General features: G+C 30.5%; 16 protein-coding genes. All 16 read left to right on the forward strand.

What is annotated here, in order from left to right; translation table 11 throughout:
* The first annotated feature begins 163 nt into the window (after nucleotides 1–163).
* Nucleotides 164–811: a YggS family pyridoxal phosphate-dependent enzyme gene (locus tag DW911_RS02275; RefSeq protein WP_118432960.1), complete on the forward strand. Its 648-nt coding sequence runs from the start codon at nucleotides 164–166 to the stop codon at nucleotides 809–811.
* 89 nt (nucleotides 812–900) lie between these two features.
* The gene (locus DW911_RS02280; protein ID WP_118432959.1) at nucleotides 901–1,341 is read left to right on the forward strand and encodes a MarR family winged helix-turn-helix transcriptional regulator; all 441 of its coding nucleotides are present in this window, start codon (nucleotides 901–903) and stop codon (nucleotides 1,339–1,341) included.
* Entirely contained in the window at nucleotides 1,334–5,566 is a 4,233-nt protein-coding gene (locus DW911_RS02285; RefSeq protein ID WP_118432958.1) for a 2-hydroxyacyl-CoA dehydratase, read from the forward strand. Before DW911_RS02280 ends, DW911_RS02285 begins: the two co-directional genes overlap by 8 nt.
* A gap of 255 nt (nucleotides 5,567–5,821) precedes the next feature.
* The gene (locus DW911_RS02290) at nucleotides 5,822–7,177 is read left to right on the forward strand and encodes a PTS mannitol transporter subunit IICB (protein WP_118607413.1); all 1,356 of its coding nucleotides are present in this window, start codon (nucleotides 5,822–5,824) and stop codon (nucleotides 7,175–7,177) included.
* 12 nt (nucleotides 7,178–7,189) lie between these two features.
* Nucleotides 7,190–9,229 carry a BglG family transcription antiterminator gene (locus DW911_RS02295; RefSeq protein WP_118432614.1) on the forward strand — a complete coding sequence of 680 codons (2,040 nt, stop codon included), beginning with the start codon at nucleotides 7,190–7,192 and terminating at the stop codon, nucleotides 9,227–9,229.
* A 253-nt stretch (nucleotides 9,230–9,482) separates the two neighbouring features.
* Nucleotides 9,483–9,920, forward strand: coding sequence for a PTS sugar transporter subunit IIA (locus DW911_RS10910; RefSeq protein WP_158568181.1), 438 nt, complete (start codon nucleotides 9,483–9,485; stop codon nucleotides 9,918–9,920).
* Nucleotides 9,921–9,924: 4 nt separating this feature from the next.
* Nucleotides 9,925–10,854: a 1-phosphofructokinase gene (gene pfkB / locus DW911_RS02305; RefSeq protein ID WP_118432616.1), complete on the forward strand. Its 930-nt coding sequence runs from the start codon at nucleotides 9,925–9,927 to the stop codon at nucleotides 10,852–10,854.
* 16 nt (nucleotides 10,855–10,870) lie between these two features.
* The gene (locus tag DW911_RS02310; RefSeq protein WP_118432617.1) at nucleotides 10,871–12,121 is read left to right on the forward strand and encodes a zinc-binding dehydrogenase; all 1,251 of its coding nucleotides are present in this window, start codon (nucleotides 10,871–10,873) and stop codon (nucleotides 12,119–12,121) included.
* Nucleotides 12,122–12,253: 132 nt separating this feature from the next.
* Entirely contained in the window at nucleotides 12,254–13,981 is a 1,728-nt protein-coding gene (locus tag DW911_RS02315; RefSeq protein WP_158575432.1) for a fructose-bisphosphatase class III, read from the forward strand.
* 220 nt (nucleotides 13,982–14,201) lie between these two features.
* Entirely contained in the window at nucleotides 14,202–14,732 is a 531-nt protein-coding gene (rnmV, locus tag DW911_RS02320; RefSeq protein WP_118607415.1) for a ribonuclease M5, read from the forward strand.
* The gene (gene rsmA, locus DW911_RS02325; RefSeq protein WP_118432620.1) at nucleotides 14,729–15,547 is read left to right on the forward strand and encodes a 16S rRNA (adenine(1518)-N(6)/adenine(1519)-N(6))-dimethyltransferase RsmA; all 819 of its coding nucleotides are present in this window, start codon (nucleotides 14,729–14,731) and stop codon (nucleotides 15,545–15,547) included. Before rnmV ends, rsmA begins: the two co-directional genes overlap by 4 nt.
* A 10-nt stretch (nucleotides 15,548–15,557) precedes the next feature.
* On the forward strand, nucleotides 15,558–16,295 hold the full coding sequence (locus DW911_RS02330; protein WP_118432621.1) for a sporulation peptidase YabG: 738 nt from the start codon (nucleotides 15,558–15,560) through the stop codon (nucleotides 16,293–16,295).
* Nucleotides 16,296–16,300: 5 nt separating this feature from the next.
* Complete coding sequence (gene ispE, locus DW911_RS02335; protein ID WP_118432622.1) at nucleotides 16,301–17,146, forward strand: 4-(cytidine 5'-diphospho)-2-C-methyl-D-erythritol kinase; 846 nt, start codon at nucleotides 16,301–16,303, stop codon at nucleotides 17,144–17,146.
* An 83-nt stretch (nucleotides 17,147–17,229) separates the two neighbouring features.
* A complete protein-coding gene (gene glmU / locus DW911_RS02340; RefSeq protein ID WP_118432623.1) occupies nucleotides 17,230–18,612 on the forward strand; it encodes a bifunctional UDP-N-acetylglucosamine diphosphorylase/glucosamine-1-phosphate N-acetyltransferase GlmU in 1,383 nt (460 codons plus the stop codon).
* A gap of 19 nt (nucleotides 18,613–18,631) precedes the next feature.
* Entirely contained in the window at nucleotides 18,632–19,588 is a 957-nt protein-coding gene (locus DW911_RS02345; protein WP_118432624.1) for a ribose-phosphate diphosphokinase, read from the forward strand.
* A gap of 198 nt (nucleotides 19,589–19,786) precedes the next feature.
* A complete protein-coding gene (locus tag DW911_RS02350; RefSeq protein ID WP_118432625.1) occupies nucleotides 19,787–20,518 on the forward strand; it encodes an NEAT domain-containing protein in 732 nt (243 codons plus the stop codon).
* Nucleotides 20,519–20,529 lie beyond the last annotated feature (11 nt).

The raw sequence follows: 20,529 nt of genomic DNA on the forward strand, positions 1-20,529 counted from the left end.
ATTTTCCCCCTCTATAAAACTTGAACCTATGTTATCACTATACTGTCATTAAAAAAATAGCCAATTTGCCTAAAAAATAATGGACAGTTTATAAAAAACAAAACCTAGACAATAACCCTGGTTTCGTTTTACAATAGATAATGATTAAAGGAACGGTGATAATATGATAGTAAATGAAACAGCAGTAAAACAAATACTTAATGAAGTACAACCAGCAACACTTGTTGCAGCAACAAAATATGTAGATGAAAAAGAAATCGAAAAGTTAGAAGCATTAGGTGTTCAATGTTTTGGAGAAAATAGAGTACAAGCTTTTCTAGATAAATATGAAAAATATCATGGTCAAGGCGATTTTCATTTTATTGGGACATTACAACCTAATAAAGTAAAATACATTATTGATAAAGTTAAGTTAATTCATGCTGTAGATCGTTATTCGTTAATGAAAGAAATTGAAAAACAGGCAGCAAAACATGATTTAGTGATGCCGGTATTAATTCAAGTCAATATTGCTAAAGAAGAAAGTAAACATGGTTTTGAAGTTGAAGAAATAGATGAAGTTTTCCAACAAGTTCAACAGTATAAACATATTGATGTAAAAGGACTCATGATGATGGCACCTAACATTGATGAGACTGAAACAGAAAAGTATTTTGCACAAACACAAGCATTACTTCAAAGATTACAAAAAGATTATCCAATGTATGAACTTAATCAGTTATCAATGGGAATGTCTAATGACTATCATCAAGCATTAAAACATGGAGCAACATATATTCGTATTGGTAGAGCATTATTTAAAGATGAGTAGACAATTTTGTCTACTTTTATTTTGGCTTATTTATTGACATTAAGGAATAAAAAAGTATAATGTTAGCGACCTAACAAAAGGAGAAAAAAATGCATAAAGGTGTCGGATTAGAAATTATGATTCTATCAAGATTAATTGGTAGAAAGTTAAATGGAATTTGTAATCAGCCAAATGAAAAAATATCAGGACCGCAAGGATTAATCCTTGCTTATTTATTGAGTAGTGAAGAAGATGTTTTTCAAAAAGATATTGAAAGAGAATTTGATATTCGTCGTTCAACTGCTACAGGTTTACTTCATTCATTAGAACAACAAGGTTATATTATAAAGGAAGAAGTAAACTATGATGCAAGGTTAAAAAAATTGGTGGTTACGGAAAAAGCGTTATGTATAAGTCAAAGTATTACAGAGAGAAAAAAAGATATCGAATTAAAATTAATTCAAGGATTGAATCCAGAAGAGATTGATTGTTTTTTTAATGTGGTAAATAAGATGAAAAACAATCTCAATAAGGAGGAGAAAAATGGATAAGAAGTATTATATGGGGATTGACGTAGGAAGTACGACAGTCAAGATTTATTTAGAAAATGAACAAGGTGAATGTGTTTTTTCAAAATATATGCGCCACTTTTCTGATGTAAAAGCAACAATTGAAACCTTATTAAAAGAAGTCAAAGACCAATTTGGTGATTTACCAGTTAATGTTGTGATGACTGGATCAGGTGGTTTATCATTATCAAAATACTTAGATGTTGAATTTGTACAAGAAGTGATTGCTTGTACTAAGACAGTAGAAACCTATATTCCTGAATGTGATGTAGCAATTGAATTAGGTGGTGAAGATGCAAAAATTACTTATTTTGAATCTTCATTAGAACAACGTATGAACGGTACATGTGCCGGAGGAACAGGAGCATTCATTGACCAAATGGCATCTTTATTACAAACTGATGCAGGAGGTTTAAATGAATTAGCTAAAGATTATACTCAGATTTATCCAATAGCATCACGTTGTGGGGTTTTCGCTAAAACTGATATACAACCTTTAATTAATGAAGGGGCTAATAAAGAAGATATTGCAATGAGTATTTTCCAAGCTGTTGTCAATCAAACTATTAGTGGTTTAGCTTGTGGAAAACCAATTCGTGGAAAAGTTGCTTTTTTAGGAGGACCATTATATTTCTTAGATCAATTACGTCAACGTTTTATAGATACCTTAAATCTAAAAGATGAAGATATTATTTTCCCTCAAAATTCACAATTATTTGTGGCGATGGGAGCATGTATTTTATCTAAAGAAGATAAAATTAAAACAACATCATTAGCACATCTTGTTACTGAATTAGAAAATCTAAAAGATGGTATTCATGATGAAACTCAAACATTAAAACCATTATTTGAATCTGAAGAAGATAAAAAAGAATTTAGAGAACGTCATTATCATACAAAAGTAAAGAAAAATGATTTAAAAACATATCAAGGTAAAGCTTATTTAGGAATTGATGTAGGATCTACAACATCTAAAGCTGTATTAATTGATGATCAAGGATCAGTCTTATATACTTTCTATTCTTCTAATGAAGGAAACCCTATTCAAGTTGTAGTTAAGATATTAAACGAATTATATGATGTCATGCCTGAGGGTGTTGAACTCGCTTATGCAGGATCAACAGGGTATGGTGAAGCTTTAATTAAAGCAGCATTTAAATTAGATACCAGTGAAGTAGAAACAATTTCTCACTTTACAGCAGCTAAATATTTTAAAGAAGATGTTTCTTTCATTCTTGATATTGGTGGTCAGGATATGAAAGCAATTAAAATAGAAGATGGTATTATTCAAGATATCTTATTAAATGAAGCATGTTCATCAGGATGTGGTTCATTTATCGAAACATTTTCTAAATCATTAGGATATAACGTACAAGATTTTGCTAATCTAGCATTAGAATCAACAGCCCCAATTGACTTAGGATCACGTTGTACGGTATTTATGAATTCTAAAGTAAAACAAGCACAAAAAGAAGGTGCTAAGATAGAAGATATCTCAGCCGGTTTAGCTTATTCAGTTATTAAAAATGCACTATATAAAGTTATTAAATTAAGATCACCAGAAAGTATTGGTCAATCAGTATTAGTTCAAGGGGGAACATTCTATAATGAATCAGTATTACGTGCCTTTGAACAAGAAACAGGTATTCATGCTATTCGTCCTGATATTGCAGGATTAATGGGAGCATTTGGAATTGCTTTACTAGCAAGAGAACGTGATGAAGGAAAAGGCTCAACAATTTTAAATCGCCAACAATTAAATGAATTTACATATGATAGTTCTATTCGTTATTGTCAAAAATGTACTAACCATTGTATGTTAACAGTTTCTACATTTAATGATGGTAGTGAACATATCAGTGGTAATAGATGTGAAAGAGGAGCAAACTTACCTCCAGTATCTAAAAAATTACCAAACTTATATGATTATAAATATCGTCGTATCTTTAACTATCGTTCTTTATCTAATGAAAAGGCATATCGTGGTACGGTAGGTATTCCTAGAGTATTAAATATGTATGAAAACTATCCTTTCTGGCATACATTATTTACTGATTTAGGATTTAGAGTTGTTTTATCTCCTCGTTCAAGTAAAAAGATATATGAAAAAGGAATTGAAACAATTCCTTCAGAAAGTGTATGTTATCCAGCTAAATTAGTTCATGGACATATTGAGTCATTGATTGAAAAAGGAATTAAATACATATTCTATCCATCAGTAGCTTATGAAAGAATAGAAAATATTCATCAAGGAAACCATTATAACTGTCCAGTTGTCACTTCTTATCCTGAAGTTATTAGAAATAACGTAGATCATTTAGAAGAAGATCAAATTATTTTTAGAAATCCATTTATGGATTTAAGTAATAAAAAGACAATGTTTACTAACTTAAAAGATGAATTTAAATCATTCCAAATTAAAGATAGTGAACTAAAAAAAGCAATTGAACATGCTTATCAAGAATTACAACAATGTCGATTAGATATTAGAGAACAAGGAGAAACTGTTTTAAAATATCTAAAAGAAAACAATATGATGGGGGTTGTTTTATCAGGTAGACCTTATCATGTTGACCCAGAAATTAATCATGGTATTGCTGATTTGATTACTGGTGAAGGAATGGCGGTTCTTACAGAAGACAGTGTTTGTCATTTAGATCAAGAACTTGATGAATTGCGTGTTGTAGATCAATGGACATATCACTCAAGAATGTATCATGCAGCTTCATTTGTTTCTACCCAACCACAATTACAATTAATCCAATTAACATCATTTGGATGTGGTTTAGACGCAGTGACTGCTGATCAAGTTGCTGAAATCTTAAATGCTCGTCATAAAATCTATACTTTAATTAAGATTGATGAAGGAAGTAACTTAGGAGCTATTCGTATTCGTATCCGTTCTTTAAAAGCAACAATCTTAAAACAAGAACAAACGGAAACTTTACCACCACGTTATCAGCCAACTAAAGTCCCATTTACAAAAGAAATGAAAGAACAAGGATGGACTATTTTATGTCCTCAAATGTCACCAATTCATTTCCAATTTGTAGAAAAAGCAATGCAAAACAGTGGTTATAATTTAGTTGTCTTACCATCAGTAGATAAAGGTGCTATTGAAGCTGGTTTAAAATATGTAAATAATGATGCATGTTATCCAAGTATTTTAGTAGCTGGACAAATGATGGAAGCATTAACAAGTGGAAAATATGATATCAATAAAACAGCAGTTATTATCTCGCAAACTGGTGGAGGATGTCGTGCTACCAACTATATTGCCTTTATTAGAAAAGCATTAAAAGATGCAGGAATGGAACAAGTTCCGGTTATCAGTGCTAACTTACAAGGAATTGAATCTAACCCAGGATTCAAAATTACATATAGTCTAGCTAAAAAGGTTATTATTGGGGCAATGTATGGTGACTTATTTATGCGTGTTCTTTATCGTGTAAGACCATATGAAGCTAAGAAAAATAGTGCTAATGAATTATATGAATCATGGTTAGAACGTTGTAATCAAAATGTATGTAATGGAAGTTTAAAAGAATTTAAAAAGAATGTTTATCAAATTGTTAAAGAATTTGATGAATTACCTTTATTAGATATTAAAAAACCAAGAGTTGGTTTAGTAGGAGAAATCCTAGTTAAATTCCATCCAACAGCAAATAATCAAATTGTTGATATTATTGAAAGAGAAGGTGGCGAAGCAGTCATGCCAGATTTAATTGACTTCTTCCAATATTGTTTCTATAGTACACAATTTGAACACGAACATTTTAATGCTACTAAAAATGCAGCCCGTTTATGTAACTTTGGTGTTAAAGCTGTTGATTACTTAAGAAAAGATATGATTAAAGCATTGAAGAAATCTAATCGATTTGATCCACCTGCTTCAATTGATCATTTAGCTAAAAAAGCAAATGAAATTGTTTCAATCGGTAACCAAACAGGAGAAGGTTGGTTCTTAACTGGGGAAATGATAGAGTTAATTGAATCAGGAGCACCAAATATTGTATGTATGCAACCATTTGGTTGTCTACCTAACCATGTTACTGGTAAAGGAGCGATTAAGGCTTTACGTAAAAAATATCCTGAAAGTAACATTGTAGCAATTGACTACGATCCAGGTGCAAGTGAAGTTAACCAGTTAAACCGTATTAAACTTATGTTATCAACAGCCTTTAAAAACTTAAATAACGAGAAATAGTCAAAACTATTTCTCTTTTTTTTGCTCATTTATTTCCTTGGAAATATGAATATAGACATAAGTCAATAAATAATATACAATATTTTATAATGAAAAAATTAACGAAGATTCTTTTAAACATAAGGTATACCAAGACTCTTAAATTTTGTCCATTTGTCCAAGTGACAAACTTCAAATTCAATAAATTGTAACTGTATGTAAGGGCTTGTATAGTAAGAATTGTAAAGAGAACAACTACAGAAAGGACAAAGGAAAATGAAAGAAAAAGTACAAAAATTTGGTCGTACATTAAGTGCGATGGTGATGCCAAATATTGCTGTTTTCATTGCTTGGGGTTTAATTGCCTCGTTCTTTATTGCTGATGGATGGTTTCCTAATAAAACACTGGCAGCATTAGTAGAACCAATGAATAAGTTCCTCTTACCAATTCTTATTGCCTATACAGGAGGTCATAATGTCTATGGTCAAAGAGGTGGAATCGTTGGAGCGATTATGGCAATAGGAGTCTTAGTAGGAGCACCTATTCCTATGTTTATTGGAGCCATGATTGCAGGACCATTAGGAGCCTATTTAATGAAAAAAGTAGATGGTGTTTTAAAAGACCATACACCTCAAGGCTTTGAAATGTTAGTCAATAACTTTTCAGCAGGAATCTTAGGATTCATTCTAGCAATAATTGGTTGTCTAGCAATTAACCCAGCATGTATTGCATTGAATGATGTTTTATACTCAGGGGTTCACTTCTTTGTAAAACATGGTTTATTACCACTGTTATCAATTATTGTTGAACCAGCTAAAGTATTATTCTTAAATAATGCAATTAATCATGGAATCTTTTCACCAATTGGAATTCAAGAAGCAGCCGCAACTGGAAAATCAATTTTCTATTTAATAGAATCTAATCCGGGACCTGGTTTAGGAATCTTATTAGCTTATTGTTTCTTTGGTAAAGGATCATCTAAAGCATCCGCTCCAGGAGCAGCTATTATTCATTTCTTCGGTGGAATTCACGAAATCTATTTTCCATATATTTTAATGAATCCATTATTGTTAATTGCTGCGATAGCCGGTGGAGCAACAGGAATCTTAATTAATACAATTTTTAATTCAGGACTTGTTTCGGCAGCATCTCCAGGAAGCATCATTGCTATATTAGGAATGTGTTCATCTGATAGTTATTTAGGTGTGATTATCAGTGTCGTTGCCGCTACAGCCGTATCTTTCTTTGTTGGATCATTTATCTTAAAGATTTCCAAAAGTGAAGATGAAGATTTAGAAGAAGCAAAAGAAAGAATGGAAAGTATGAAAAATAAACCTGAAGAAAAAGTTGCTTATAATCAATTAAGAAAAATTGTTTTCGCCTGTGATGCCGGAATGGGATCAAGTGCTATGGGTGCAACAATCTTAACAAAAAAATTAAAAGCAGCCGGAATTGATGTTGATGTACCACATTATGCTATCAACGATATTCCTCAAGATACAGAAGTCGTTGTAACTCATCAATCATTAGTTGAACGAGTTAACAATTTACTTCCAAATGTTGTTGTATTCCCTATTACTAATTTTATGGGTGGTAGTGAATATGATGAAATTGTAGAAAAGTTAAAATAGGAGGATAAGAATATGTATTCATCTCGACAAGCAAAAATTATCATGTTTTATTTATGCAGGGATGAGTACGTCACTTATCAAGAAATATCAAAAGAATTACAAATCAGCTCAAGAACAATAATGAGAGAATTAAATCAAATCAAGGACTCTTTACAAAAAAATCATTTACAAATTCATTCCTTAAAAGGAAAAGGTATTCGTCTTATTGGTGAGGATGCTGATAAACAAAATTTAATGATGGATATCCAAGGATCAAAAATTGATTACATGGATAAAGAAGAAAGACAAGAACTCTTATCTTTAGAACTATTAAGAAATAAAGAAATCCAAAAACTATTTTATTACAGTAACAAATTTCAAGTATCAGAGGCGACTATATCACATGATTTAGATGATCTTGAAACATTCTTTAAAACATACCACATACAGCTAATTAGAAGACCTGGATATGGAGTTGGTGTCACTGGTGATGAAACGCATATTCGTCAAGCTATTTCAGTTATTATTAATAAAACAGTACAAAGGCAAATTGTTGATATTGACTTTGATCGCTATGATATCGAAGATGTAACAAATAATATTCTTTCAAGCCAGAATAATCCAGGACTTAAAAAACTTATCGACACTCAAATACTAACAAAAATACTCGAAGTCTTTAAAGCACATCATGAAGAATTAGAACTTGATACTATCGCTAAAAGCTCATATATGGGATTACTTATACATCTCATGATTGCAGTCAATAGAATTCAAGAAAATAGGCCAATGAGTGATAATCAAGAAATCTATAATCTTATCAATGATGAAAATGCTTATGCAAAAGCTAAAAAATTAATGACTTATCTATCTCAAGCATTTGATATTACTTTTGAAAAGACGGAATGTGCATTTATTGCTATTCATCTACAAACAGCGAAACCTGCTGTTATTGATCAAGAATCTTCAACAGAAGAATATAGTGATATCATTTATAAAATGCTGATGGTTTTTAATGAAGCAGGCTATAACTTACTATCAGATTATGAATTATATCAAAGTTTAACTGCTCATTTAAAACCAGCCCTTATTCGTTTAGAATACGGTTTACCTATATATAATCCAATGTTAAAAGAAATCAAAGAAAACTTTACTGAAATATTTAACATTACTAAACAAGCCAGTCGTGTTATTGAAAGTACATATCATCATGCTATGAATGATGATGAAATCGGTTATTTAGCCTTACACTTTGCAGCCGGTATTGAAAGATATAAAACTACACATTTAAGACCTATACAAGTGGGTGTTATTTGTAGTAGTGGTATTGGTTTATCATCTTTATTGATTGCAAGAATAAAAAGAATCGTTGATTACAATGTGCATCTTGTTCCATTATCAATCACTGATATTGAAACAAGTCAATGCGAATTATTAATTTCTACATTTGATATTGAAAATACATTATACGTGACGCCTTTGCTTAATCAAAATGATGTCGTTTCTATTTTAAAAGCCATAGAAGAAAAAAGAAAACATAAGCAAGTAAAACAAACAAAAAAAGAAAAATATGACTTATTAGAAATTGCTGAAACAATCAAAAATATAATTCAACAAATGAAACTGATCATTTTAAATGCTAATACAAACAAATATGATCTTATTCTTTCAGGATGTAAGCAAGTTACTCAAAACCCTATACTCATTCAACAAATCTTAAAAAGAGAAGAAAAAGGAAGTAATATTTATCATTCATTTCATTTTGCTTTATTACATACAACAACTTCTCTTGTTAATGATTGTATCGTCCATATTATTCAACCTGACCAACACTATTTCATAAATGAAGAACTTCATGATATTGAAATAGCACTCCTTATGCTTATCCCTGAAAATGGTAAAGAATATCAAAAAAGATTAATGTCATATATATCAGCCCAACTATTAGAAAATGCAGAATTTATAAAACAATTACACGATCATAATGAAAATCAAATAAAAGAAATGTTTAACACATTACTTCAAAACTGGATGTTAGATTATATAAAGGAGGAAGAAAAAATTGGCACATATTAATGTTTACTTTGCCTGCGATGCAGGAATGGGATCAAGTGCCCTAGGAGCAACCCTATTAAAAAAATTTGTTAACCGTGAGATATTTGTTTCCAATTGCTCAGTGTATCATATCCCTTTAAATTGTAATATTGTTATATGTCAAAAAAGCTTACTTCAACAAATAGATAGAAAGTATAGATTTTTAAAGATATATGAAATAGATAATTTTCTTGATGAAAAAAGACTTCAATTTATATCAAAGGAGATTATGGAAATGGTAGATACAAATCAGATTCTAGCAAAAGAATCAATTATTCTTGACTGCTCATCATGTACAAGTGATGAAGCCATTACGGCAGTAGGAAAACTATTAGTAGAAAAAGGATACGTAGAAGAACCTTATATTGAGGGAATGTTAAAAAGAGATCATGATTTAACAACTTATATAGGTAATGATTTAGCTATTCCTCATGGAGAATACGATGTAAAAGATTATGTAAAAACAACAGGTATGGCTGTGATGATTTATCCTGATGGTGTGGAATGGAATGGCAATAAAGCAAGAATCGTTATTGGTATTGCTGCTAATGGTGATGCCCATATGGAAATTCTATCCAATATAGCTTTAAAATTATGTGATATGGATACAGTAAATCAAATTGTAGAATCAAAAGATATTAATTATATCTATGATGTTCTAACAAAGGAATAATAAAATGATTATTACAGTAACTTTAAATCCAGCAATTGATAAAACTGCACAAGTCACAAAAATGGTTTGTAATGGATTAAACCGTTTAGACAATGTGATGTTGGATGTTGGTGGTAAAGGAATTAATGTTTCTAAAGCCATCAAAGAATTAAAAGGAGAATCAATCTGTACTGGATTTGTTGCTGGTGATAATGGTGTTTGGATTGAAAAGAAATTAGATGAATTAGGATTAAAGTATGACTTCAAACATGTTGAAGGAAATACAAGAATGAATCTAAAAGTTTTAGACGAAGATATGAACTTGACAGAGCTAAATGAAATCGGAACAGAAATTAAATCTGATGATTTATTAGCGATGAAAAAACAATTATTAGAAATGACTTTACCGGGAGATATTGTTGTCTTGTCTGGAAGTGTTCCTAAAGGTGTACCTCAAGATATTTATAAAGAATTAACACAGTTATTAAAAGATAAAGGAGCTAAAGTCATTTTAGATGCTGATGGTGATTTATTTACCGCAGGTATTGAAGCAGGACCACATTTAATAAAACCTAATAAATATGAATTATGTAAATACTTTGAATTAAGTGAAGATGTCAATGATGTTGAATTAATCGACCATGCTAAAAAACTATTATACAAAGGTATTGAAATGGTTGTGATTTCACTTGGAGCTGATGGTGCTATCTTCATTACTCATAATGAAGTAGCACGTGTAAAAGGTTTAAAAATTACACCACATTCTTCAGTAGGTGCAGGAGATTCCATGGTTGGTGCATTAGCTTATGGAATTGATCACGATTTTGAATTAGTTCGTTTAATTAAATGGGCAGTAGCTACATCAGCAGGAGCTGTGATGACAAAGGGAACAAAAGCCCCACATATTTCAGTTATTGAAAAATTAGTCAATGAAGTATCTATAGAGTTTAAATAATAAGGAGACAAACATAATGAAAACAAGAGCAGTACGTTTATATGACGTTGATGATATTAGATTAGAAGAATTTGAATTACCAGAAATTAAAGATGATGAAATCTTAGTAAAAGTCGTATCTGACAGTATTTGTATGTCAACATATAAAACTGTAAAACAAGGAGCAAAACATAAACGTGTTCCTAATGATGTTTATGATAATCCAATTATTATTGGTCATGAATTTGCTGGAGATATCGTAAAAGTAGGAAAAAAATGGCAAGATAAATTTAAACCAGGACAAAAATTCGCCCAACAACCTGCCATTCCAGGACAAATGGAATCACCAGGTTATTCTTATAGATGGTGTGGAGGAGATACAGAATATTGTATTTTCCCTAATGATATTATTGAAGCTGGTTGTTTATGGACATTTGAAGGAGATAGCTACTTTGCTGCTTCTGTAGCAGAACCTATGTGTTGTGTTATTTCTGGATTCCACAGTCATTATCATACTGTACCAGGATGTTATGATCATGTTATGGGTACTAAAAAAGATGGTGATATCATTATTTTAGGTGGTTGTGGACCAATGGGATTAGGTGCTGTAAGCTATTCATTAACTTATGAAAATAAACCTAAACGTGTTGTTGTTACAGATATTGATGACGCTAAAATTGCTCGTGCTCGTTCAGTTATTTCGGAAGAATATGCAGCGAGTCATGGTGTAGAATTACATTATGTCAATACAGCAAAAATGGATGATCCAGTTAAAGAATTGATGGCTATAACAGGTGGTAAAGGATATGATGATGTTTATGTTTATGTACCTATTCCAGCAGTATGTGAAATGGGAGATCAATTACTTGCATATGATGGAAACATCAACTTATTTGCTGGACCTACAGATGCTAAGTTTGCTGCACCAATGAATTTATATAATTGTCATTATTCAAGACATCGTATTTTAGGAAGTACCGGTGGAACAATTGATGATATGAAAGAAGCAATTGATAAAGATGCTCAAGGTTTAATTCAAACTGCTGTTATGATTACTCATATTGGTGGTTTAGATGCTGTAGTTGAAACAACAAAGAACTTACCAACTATTCCTGGAGGTAAAAAATTAATTTATACTCATATTAATATGCCTTTAACAGCAATTGCTGATTTTGAAGAATTAGGAAAAACTGATCCTTTATTCAAACAACTTGCTGATGCTGTAAGTAAAACAAATGGTTTATGGAATAGTGAAGCAGAAAAAATCTTATTAAATGCCAAACAATAAAAGGACTCATCAGTCCTTTTTTCATAAACAAAAGTTTAAATTTAAATGAAAATCAAGATTTATATTTACAGGTGATATGATAAAAGAAGACATGATAAAAAGCATAATATAAAGGAGATGGTTTTAAGTTATATGAAAACAATGGAAGATAAATATATGGCACTTTTAAATAAAGAATATCCTACAGATTCTATTATTATTCAAGAAATAATTAAACTAGAATCAATCTTAAATCTTCCTAAGGGAACAGAACATTATATCTCTGACTTACATGGTGAATATGATGCTTTTAAACATTTAATGAATAATTGTTCAGGAGTCATTAAAGAAAAAGTCATTTTTCTTTTTCAAAAAGAAATGAGTAATCAAGAGATTAATGATTTTTGTCAATTAATCTATTATCCAGATCTATATTTACCTAAAAAGGAAACGAATGAATGGTACTGTCAATGTTTATTAAGACTAATTCGACTAGCACGTTATATTACTTCAAAATATACAAGAACAACAATTAGAAATTATCTTCAACAAGATTATGCCGATATTATTGATGAATTAATTCATGCTCAATTAGATGAAATGGATCAAAAATATATTTATCATTTAAAGATTATTAATATGATTATTGAACTTCACCAACAAGATGATTTTATAAAAACAATCATTAAATTAATTAAACACTTTGCCGTCGATAAATTACATATTTTAGGTGATCTTTATGATCGTGGGAAAAATCCTCATAAAATCATTAATGATTTAATAGAGTATAAAAGAGTAGACATTCAATGGGGTAATCATGATATCTTATGGATGGGAGCGTATCTTGGTCAAGAGGCTTGTATTGTAACTGTGGTCAAAAATTGTGTTCATTATCAAAATTTAGCTTTGTTAGAGAGATACTATGGTATTCCCTTAAGAAATTTAATGTTAGAAGCAACGAAGTGTTATCCTCAAAAAGAAACGAATAAAGCTATGGAGCTATATTGTTTAGAATTAATCAAGCAATGTGAATTAAAACTCATTAAGCAATATCCTCATTGGCATATGGAATATCGTATTCAAAACCAAAATCCAGCTCATCTATCACCATCACAAATAGCCATTATTAAAGAATTAAAACATAGTTTTACTCGTAGTATGCCTTTAAAAAAGCATATGGACTTTATCTTTCAAAAAGGTTCGCTTTATTTAAAAACAAATCATAATTTATTATTACATGGTTGTATTCCTTTAGATGAAAATGGACAGCTTTATCAGTATCATCACTTTGATCAAATATTAAAAGGTAAAGCTTATTTTGATTATGTTGATCACTATATTAATGAATGCTATCAAAAGAAACAACAACCAGATTATTTTTGGTATTTATGGTGTGGTCAGTATTCTCCATTATGTGGCAGAAAGATTATCCTAGATCAACCAGGAATAGAATTAAAAAATAGTTATTATCACTATATTGAAGATGAAAAAATATGTCTTACATTATTAAGAGAATTTGGATTATACGGGTCAGATTGTCATATTATTAATGGACATACACCAATCAGGGTAAAAGATGGTGAAAGTCCTTTAAAAGGAAATGGAAGATTAATTATGATTGATGGTGGATTTTGTAAACAAAATCAAAAGAAAACGGGAGTAGCCGGATATACATTAATAAGCAATTCTCATGGAATGCGTTTAAAAACACATCATGTACATGTAGGGTCTTATCGTCATGATGTAGAATATGATTCAATGATTATCTATACAGCTAAAAATCAAGAATATATCAAGGATACAAAGCGTGGATTAGAAATCATAGAACAGATGAATGATTTAAAAAAATTACTCGAATTAAAGCGTCAAAATGAAATATAAGATACCTTGCATTTCTTATTTTAATATCATATAATTAAATTAACGAAGGGGTGTTGTTTATGTGTTTGGGTATTATATTAATGTTGGTGGGAGTAAGCGTAGTTTATATGGGACTACAATATTTCAAATATGCGATGGAAGATTAATAATCTAACGAAAGTTAGATTATTTTTTTTACTTTAAATGTATGTTATGATTAAGACAAATTGTAGGTGATAAAATGAAAAAAATACAAGAAATTGTTGTTGTCGAAGGAAAAACGGATACAGCTACATTAAAACAACTTTTTGATGTAGATACTATTGAAACCCATGGTTTAGCTTTAAGTGATCAAACTTTAGAACTCATTAAAGAAGCAGGAAAAATCAGGGGTGTGATTGTTTTAACTGATCCTGATTTTCCAGGTATGAAAATAAGAAACCAAGTAAGTGAAGTTGTACCTGATTGTAAACATGCATTTGTCGAAAAAAAGGATGCCCGTGGTAAAAAGAAATTAGGTATTGCAGAAGCGAGAAAAGAAGCGATTGTCGAAGCATTAGAAAATGTGGTCACTTTTCACCAACAACAAGAATCTATTACTTGGAAAGAATTCTTATCTTTAGATATTATTGGTGATAGTCAAAGAAGAAAACAAGTTTATCAATTATTTCATTTAGGATATGGAAATGCTAAAACATTATTTAAAAGATTAAACATGGTCGGTATCACAAAACAAGATATACAACATGCGTTAAAAAAGGAGACACAATGAAACCCATAGCAAGTATTTCAACAACTCAATATATATTAGACCACTATCATTTACAGGCTTTAAAAAAATATGGACAGAACTTTTTAATTGATGTCAATGTCGTTGAAAAAATTGTAGCCTGTGGAAATGTTGACCAAAATACTGCCGTGATTGAAGTAGGTCCCGGAATTGGGGCTTTAACTCAAATTTTATCTCAATATGCTGGTCATGTTTATAGTTATGAAATTGATGAAAGATTTAAACCGGTCTATCATGACTTTATTGATCAAGAAAAAGTGGATATTATTTTTGAAGACTTTTTAAGTAGTTCATTAGATAAAATTGAAAAGATAAAAGAGAAATATCCAAGAGTCATCTTAGTAGCTAATTTACCCTATTATATTACAACTCAAATTATTGAAAAAATTGTTTATAGTCAAGTAGCTATTGATGAAATGATTGTGATGGTACAAAAAGAAGTCGCTAAAAAGTATTGTGGTGATTATAAAAGCCCCCTTACCATGATGATTCATTATCGTGGTATGATAGAATACATGTTTACTGTATCAAAAAATGTTTTTATACCTCGACCTCATGTAGATAGTGCCATTATGAAAATATCACTTAATCGTCATTATCATCCTCAATTAAAAGAAGTATTAGATGTCAGTTTTAAACAAAGAAGAAAAACAATCTATAACAATCTAAAACAGCAATATTCACAAGCTCAAGAAATATTAGAAGCGTGTGGAATTAATGAAAAAACAAGAAGTGAACAATTAGAGATCGAAGATTTTATAAAAATCACAGATTATATAAAAGAACATAAAATATAATGGTGATGATATGAAAATTGGTGATCATGTTTGCCGTAAAAAATATGGCAAAGACATCTGTTTTGAAATAGTAGATATTAAAGATGATATTTATTATTTAAGAGGTATTGAATATCGGTTAGTTGCTGACAGTGATGAAAGTGATTTGGAAATAAAAGAGAGTAACGAACCTCATGAAGATATTCAATTAGATAATCCTCGTTGTTTAAAAGGATCAGTATTACACATTGATGGCGATCCTTACTATTTAAAAATGTGTTTAAATAAATATCATGAGTATGGAATACGCGTGATAGGTTATTATTATAAGGAAGAGGAAATAAAAGATCATATCATTCCTTTATTAGAAAAACATAAACCAGATTTATTAGTGATTACAGGTCATGATGCTTTGAAAAAAGATAGTAATCAAAAAGAAAGTCATAATTATCTTCATAGTCAAGATTATGTTCAAGCCATCATGAAAGCAAGAGAATATGAAGATGATAAAGATGCTTTAATTATTTTCGCTGGAGCATGTCAATCATACTATGAACTATTATTAGCGGCTGGAGCGAACTTTGCTTCTTCACCCGCTAGAAAAAATATTCATGCATTAGATCCGGTGGTAGTCATTTGCCAAATCGCAAATGCAAGTGTAAAGGAATATGTAGATTTAGAAAAAATTATAGATAAAACCTCGCATAAACAACTTGGTATAGGTGGTATTGATACTAGAGGCGTGGCGAGAAATTTATATCCGAGGTAACAGTTATGAAAGTAAAAGCATATGCAAAAGTGAATCTAGCTTTAGATGTTGTACGAAAAAGAGAAGATGGTTATCATGATTTAGAAATGATTATGGCACCAATTACTTTACATGATTTAATTTATGTAGATGTCATTAAAGAAGGGATAGAAATTAAATCTAATAGTAAAGTCATGCCCACAGATCAAAGAAACATTATGTATAAAGTCGCTAAACTCATGCAAGAAAGATATCATTTGAAAAAAGGAATTAAAATTTTTGTTTACAAACATATTCCTACTCAAGCAGGATTAGCGGGAGGTAGTGCTGATGGAGCAGCAATTATTAAAGCTATGAATCATTTGTTTAAATTAAATTTATCAATGGAAGAAATGGCTGCTCTAGGTAAAGAAGTAGGGGCTGATATTCCTTTTTGTATTTATGAACAAACAGCTTTTGTAGAAGGAGTAGGTGAAAAATTGCAATTTATTCAAACTCCATTTAATGCACATTTATTATTAGTTAAACCAAAAAAAGGTGTTTCTACTAAAAAAGCATTTAATCAATTAGATTTAAGTCAAGTTGTTCATCAAGATTGTCGTACAATGAAACAAGCGATAGAAAATAAAGATTATCAAGGAGTAATTGATAACTTACAAAATACCCTAGAAGGACCATCAATTAAAATGATTCCTGATATTAAAAAAATAAAAGCAGAAATGATTGAATTAGGTTTTGATGGGTCTTTAATGTCTGGTAGTGGTTCTTGTGTATTTGGACTTACTCAAGATGAAAAAGTATTAGAAGCAGGTTATGAATACTTTAAAGGAAAATACTATTTTGTTAGAAAGACAGATATTCTAAATAAATGACAAAAAGTGAGGCTTTTTGTCATGTTTTATCTTTAATTTATGTAAATATTTTGTTAGAATGTTGACCGTAGAGAGGTGACGCAATGAAAACATATGCAGTCGTTATGGCAGCCGGAAAAGGAACAAGAATGAAATCCGACAAGCCTAAAGTTGTTCATGAAGTTTTATATAAACCCATGATTTGTCATATTGTTGATGAATTAAAAGGTTTAGGCGTAGATGGTATCTACGTTATTGTAGGACATAAAGCGCAAGAAGTTGAAAAATTAGTTGATGGCGTTGAGTTTGTTTTACAAAAAGAACAGTTAGGAACTGGTCATGCTTTAATGCAAGCAAGGAGTGTTTTAGGTGATAAAGAGGGTACAACTATTGTTTTAAATGGAGATGCACCACTTATTACTAAAGAAACATTAAAGGGGTTAATTCAATATCACAATGATCATCATTTACAAGGTACAGTAATGACATGTGATTGTGATCTTGATAAGAAATTTGGTCGTATTATTAAAGAAAACGATCAAGTAACAGGAATTGTTGAATACAAAGATTGTTCACCAGAACAAATTCAAATTAAAGAAATGAATGTTGGTGAATATTGTTTTGACAACCAAGCATTATTCAAAGCATTAGAAAAAGTAACCAATGATAATGCCCAAAATGAATATTATATTACAGATGTATTAAAAATTATGAATGATGATCATTTAAATGTAGGTGGTTATAAAATTGCTGATTTAGCTGAAGTAGGTGGTATTAATGACCGCGTAGAACTTGCTGAAGCAACAAAACAATTACAACTTAAAGTCAATAAAAAACATTTACTAAATGGTGTTAACATCATTGATATTAATAATACTTATATTGGTGTTGATGTTGAAATCGGACCTGATACAACAATCGAACCAGGATGTATCATTAAAGGAAAAACAACAATTGGTAGTCATTGTCATATTGGACCATATTGTGAATTTGATAATGTAGAAATCAAAGATCATGTAGAAATTAAATTCTCAGTTATCGCTGATTCAATTATTGAAAATGGTGTTGATATTGGACCATATGCAAGACTTAGAAATCATTGTCATATCTTAGAAAATGTTCATATGGGTAACTTTGTAGAAATGAAAAAAGCCACTTTTGGTAAAGGAAGTAAAGCAGCTCATTTAAGTTACATTGGCGATGCTACTGTAGGTAGTGATGTTAATATTGGATGTGGAACAATTACAAGTAACTATGATGGAAAAAATAAATTCCAAACAGTGATTGAAGACAATGTCTTTGTCGGATGTAATTCCAATTTAGTTGCACCAGTTACTGTTGGTAAAAATGCTTTTATTGCTGCAGGATCAACAATTACTGATGAAGTTCATGAAGATGCTTTTGCTATCGCAAGAAGTAGACAAGTGAATAAAGAAGGATATAGTAAAGTATTAGAAGAAAAAAGAAATCAAATAAATAAAAAATAAAATAGAGGTAGAAAAGGAAATGAAAAACAAAATTACAGTATTTGCATTATCATCAAGTGTCAAATTAGCTAAAGACATTTGTGACAATTTAGGATGTCAATTAGGTAAATCTAAAGTTCATCATTTTGCTGATGGAGAAATCTTAGTTGAAATTGATGAATCAGTTCGTGGTAAAGATGTATTTATCGTTCAATCAACATCAAACCCAGTAACTGAAAACTTAATGGAAATTTTAGTTTTAGCTGATGCTTTAAAAAGAGCATCTGCTAAAGAAATTACAGCAATCATCCCATATTTTGGATATGCTAGACAAGATCGTAAAGCTAAACCAAGACAACCAATTACTTCAAAATTAGTTGCTGATTTACTTACAACTGCAGGAGTTAACAGAGTTGTTACTGTTGATTTACATGCAGCTCAAATTCAAGGTTTCTTCAATATTCCAGTTGATGAAATGCAAGCATTACCATTAATTAGTAATTACTTTAAAAATAAAGGTGTTGAAGATATTTGTGTTGTATCTCCAGACCATGGTGGAGCTACACGCGCTCGTAAATTAGCCGTTGCCTTAGATGCTCCAGTTGCTATTATTGATAAAAGAAGACCTAAACCTAATGTTGCTGAAATCATGGGAGTATTAGGTGATGTTAAAGGTAAAAACTGTATTATGATTGATGATATGATTGATACTGGTGGTACAATTGTTGCTGGTATTGATATGTTATTAGAAAAAGGAGCAAAAGATGTATTCGTAGCATGTACTCACCCAGTATTCTCTGGACCTGCTGTAGAAAGATTAAAAACATCTGCTGCTAAAGAAGTTGTTGTTACAGATACAATTATTCTACCAGAAGAAAAAACATTCGATAAATTACATGTTGTATCAGTAGCTGCATTACTTGCTAAAACAATTGAAAGTATTGAAAATAACTTACCAGTAAGTGATGTATTTAAAGAATTTGATTTCGAAAAATAATAGATATGAAAAGTCCAGAATTTCTGGACTTTTCTTTTTTTAAAATATGTTTCATTCACGAAACATATTTTTTTATTACAGATTATTAATATATGAGTAATTTTGTTACATATGTGAAACAAAATCACTCATTGAAATATCTATTAAGGATGATAAACTGTCTATAGTTAGTTTACGCTAACTGTAGGGAGGAAGAAAATGAAAAAATTATCAAGTCTTATTTTATCATTCATGTTGATGTTTGGTATACAATTAACAAGTTTGAATACTGTTTGTGCAGCAGTAGATTTAACTAAAGAGGGAACTTATACAGTAGATGTGGATTTATGGAATGAAACCAAAGATCAAGCATCTATGGCTGCAGGAGCTTTAGAAAAACAAGCTAGGATAGTAGTAAAAGATGGAAAAACTACAATGTACTTAACTGGTAAGGAAATGAGGATGGGGACAATTACTGCTTGGTTACAAGAATTATACATAGGATCAATGCAATCTAATTATCATGACCATAGTGCAACCGTGGAAAGTCGTGATGAACAAGGAAATCCAACATTGTGGTCATTTGAATTACCACATCAAGAAGAATATATTTCAGTAGTGATGAATCCACATGTAGCAATGATGGGAAATATGGATTTAGGTGCTCGAATTAAAGTTAATTATAATACTTTAAAATATGTTGAATCGGTGAATCCTGAAGAACCAGAACAACCTCATCAACCAACAACAGAACCTAAAAATGAGCAAACAAATAAAACTGAAGAGAATCCAGTAACACCTACAACAGTAGGTCAACAATCATCCACTGTTAATCAAAAATCAAAAGCAGTACAAACTGGGGATCAACAATCAATTGGATTATTTATCAGTTTAATGCTAGTATCATTAGTTTTTGCAGGATACACAATAAAAAAAGAATTATGTAAATAGGATAATGGGGC

This window comes from Erysipelatoclostridium sp. AM42-17 (genome assembly GCF_003480255.1).
Classification (GTDB): Bacteria; Bacillota_I; Bacilli_A; order Erysipelotrichales; family Coprobacillaceae; genus Faecalibacillus.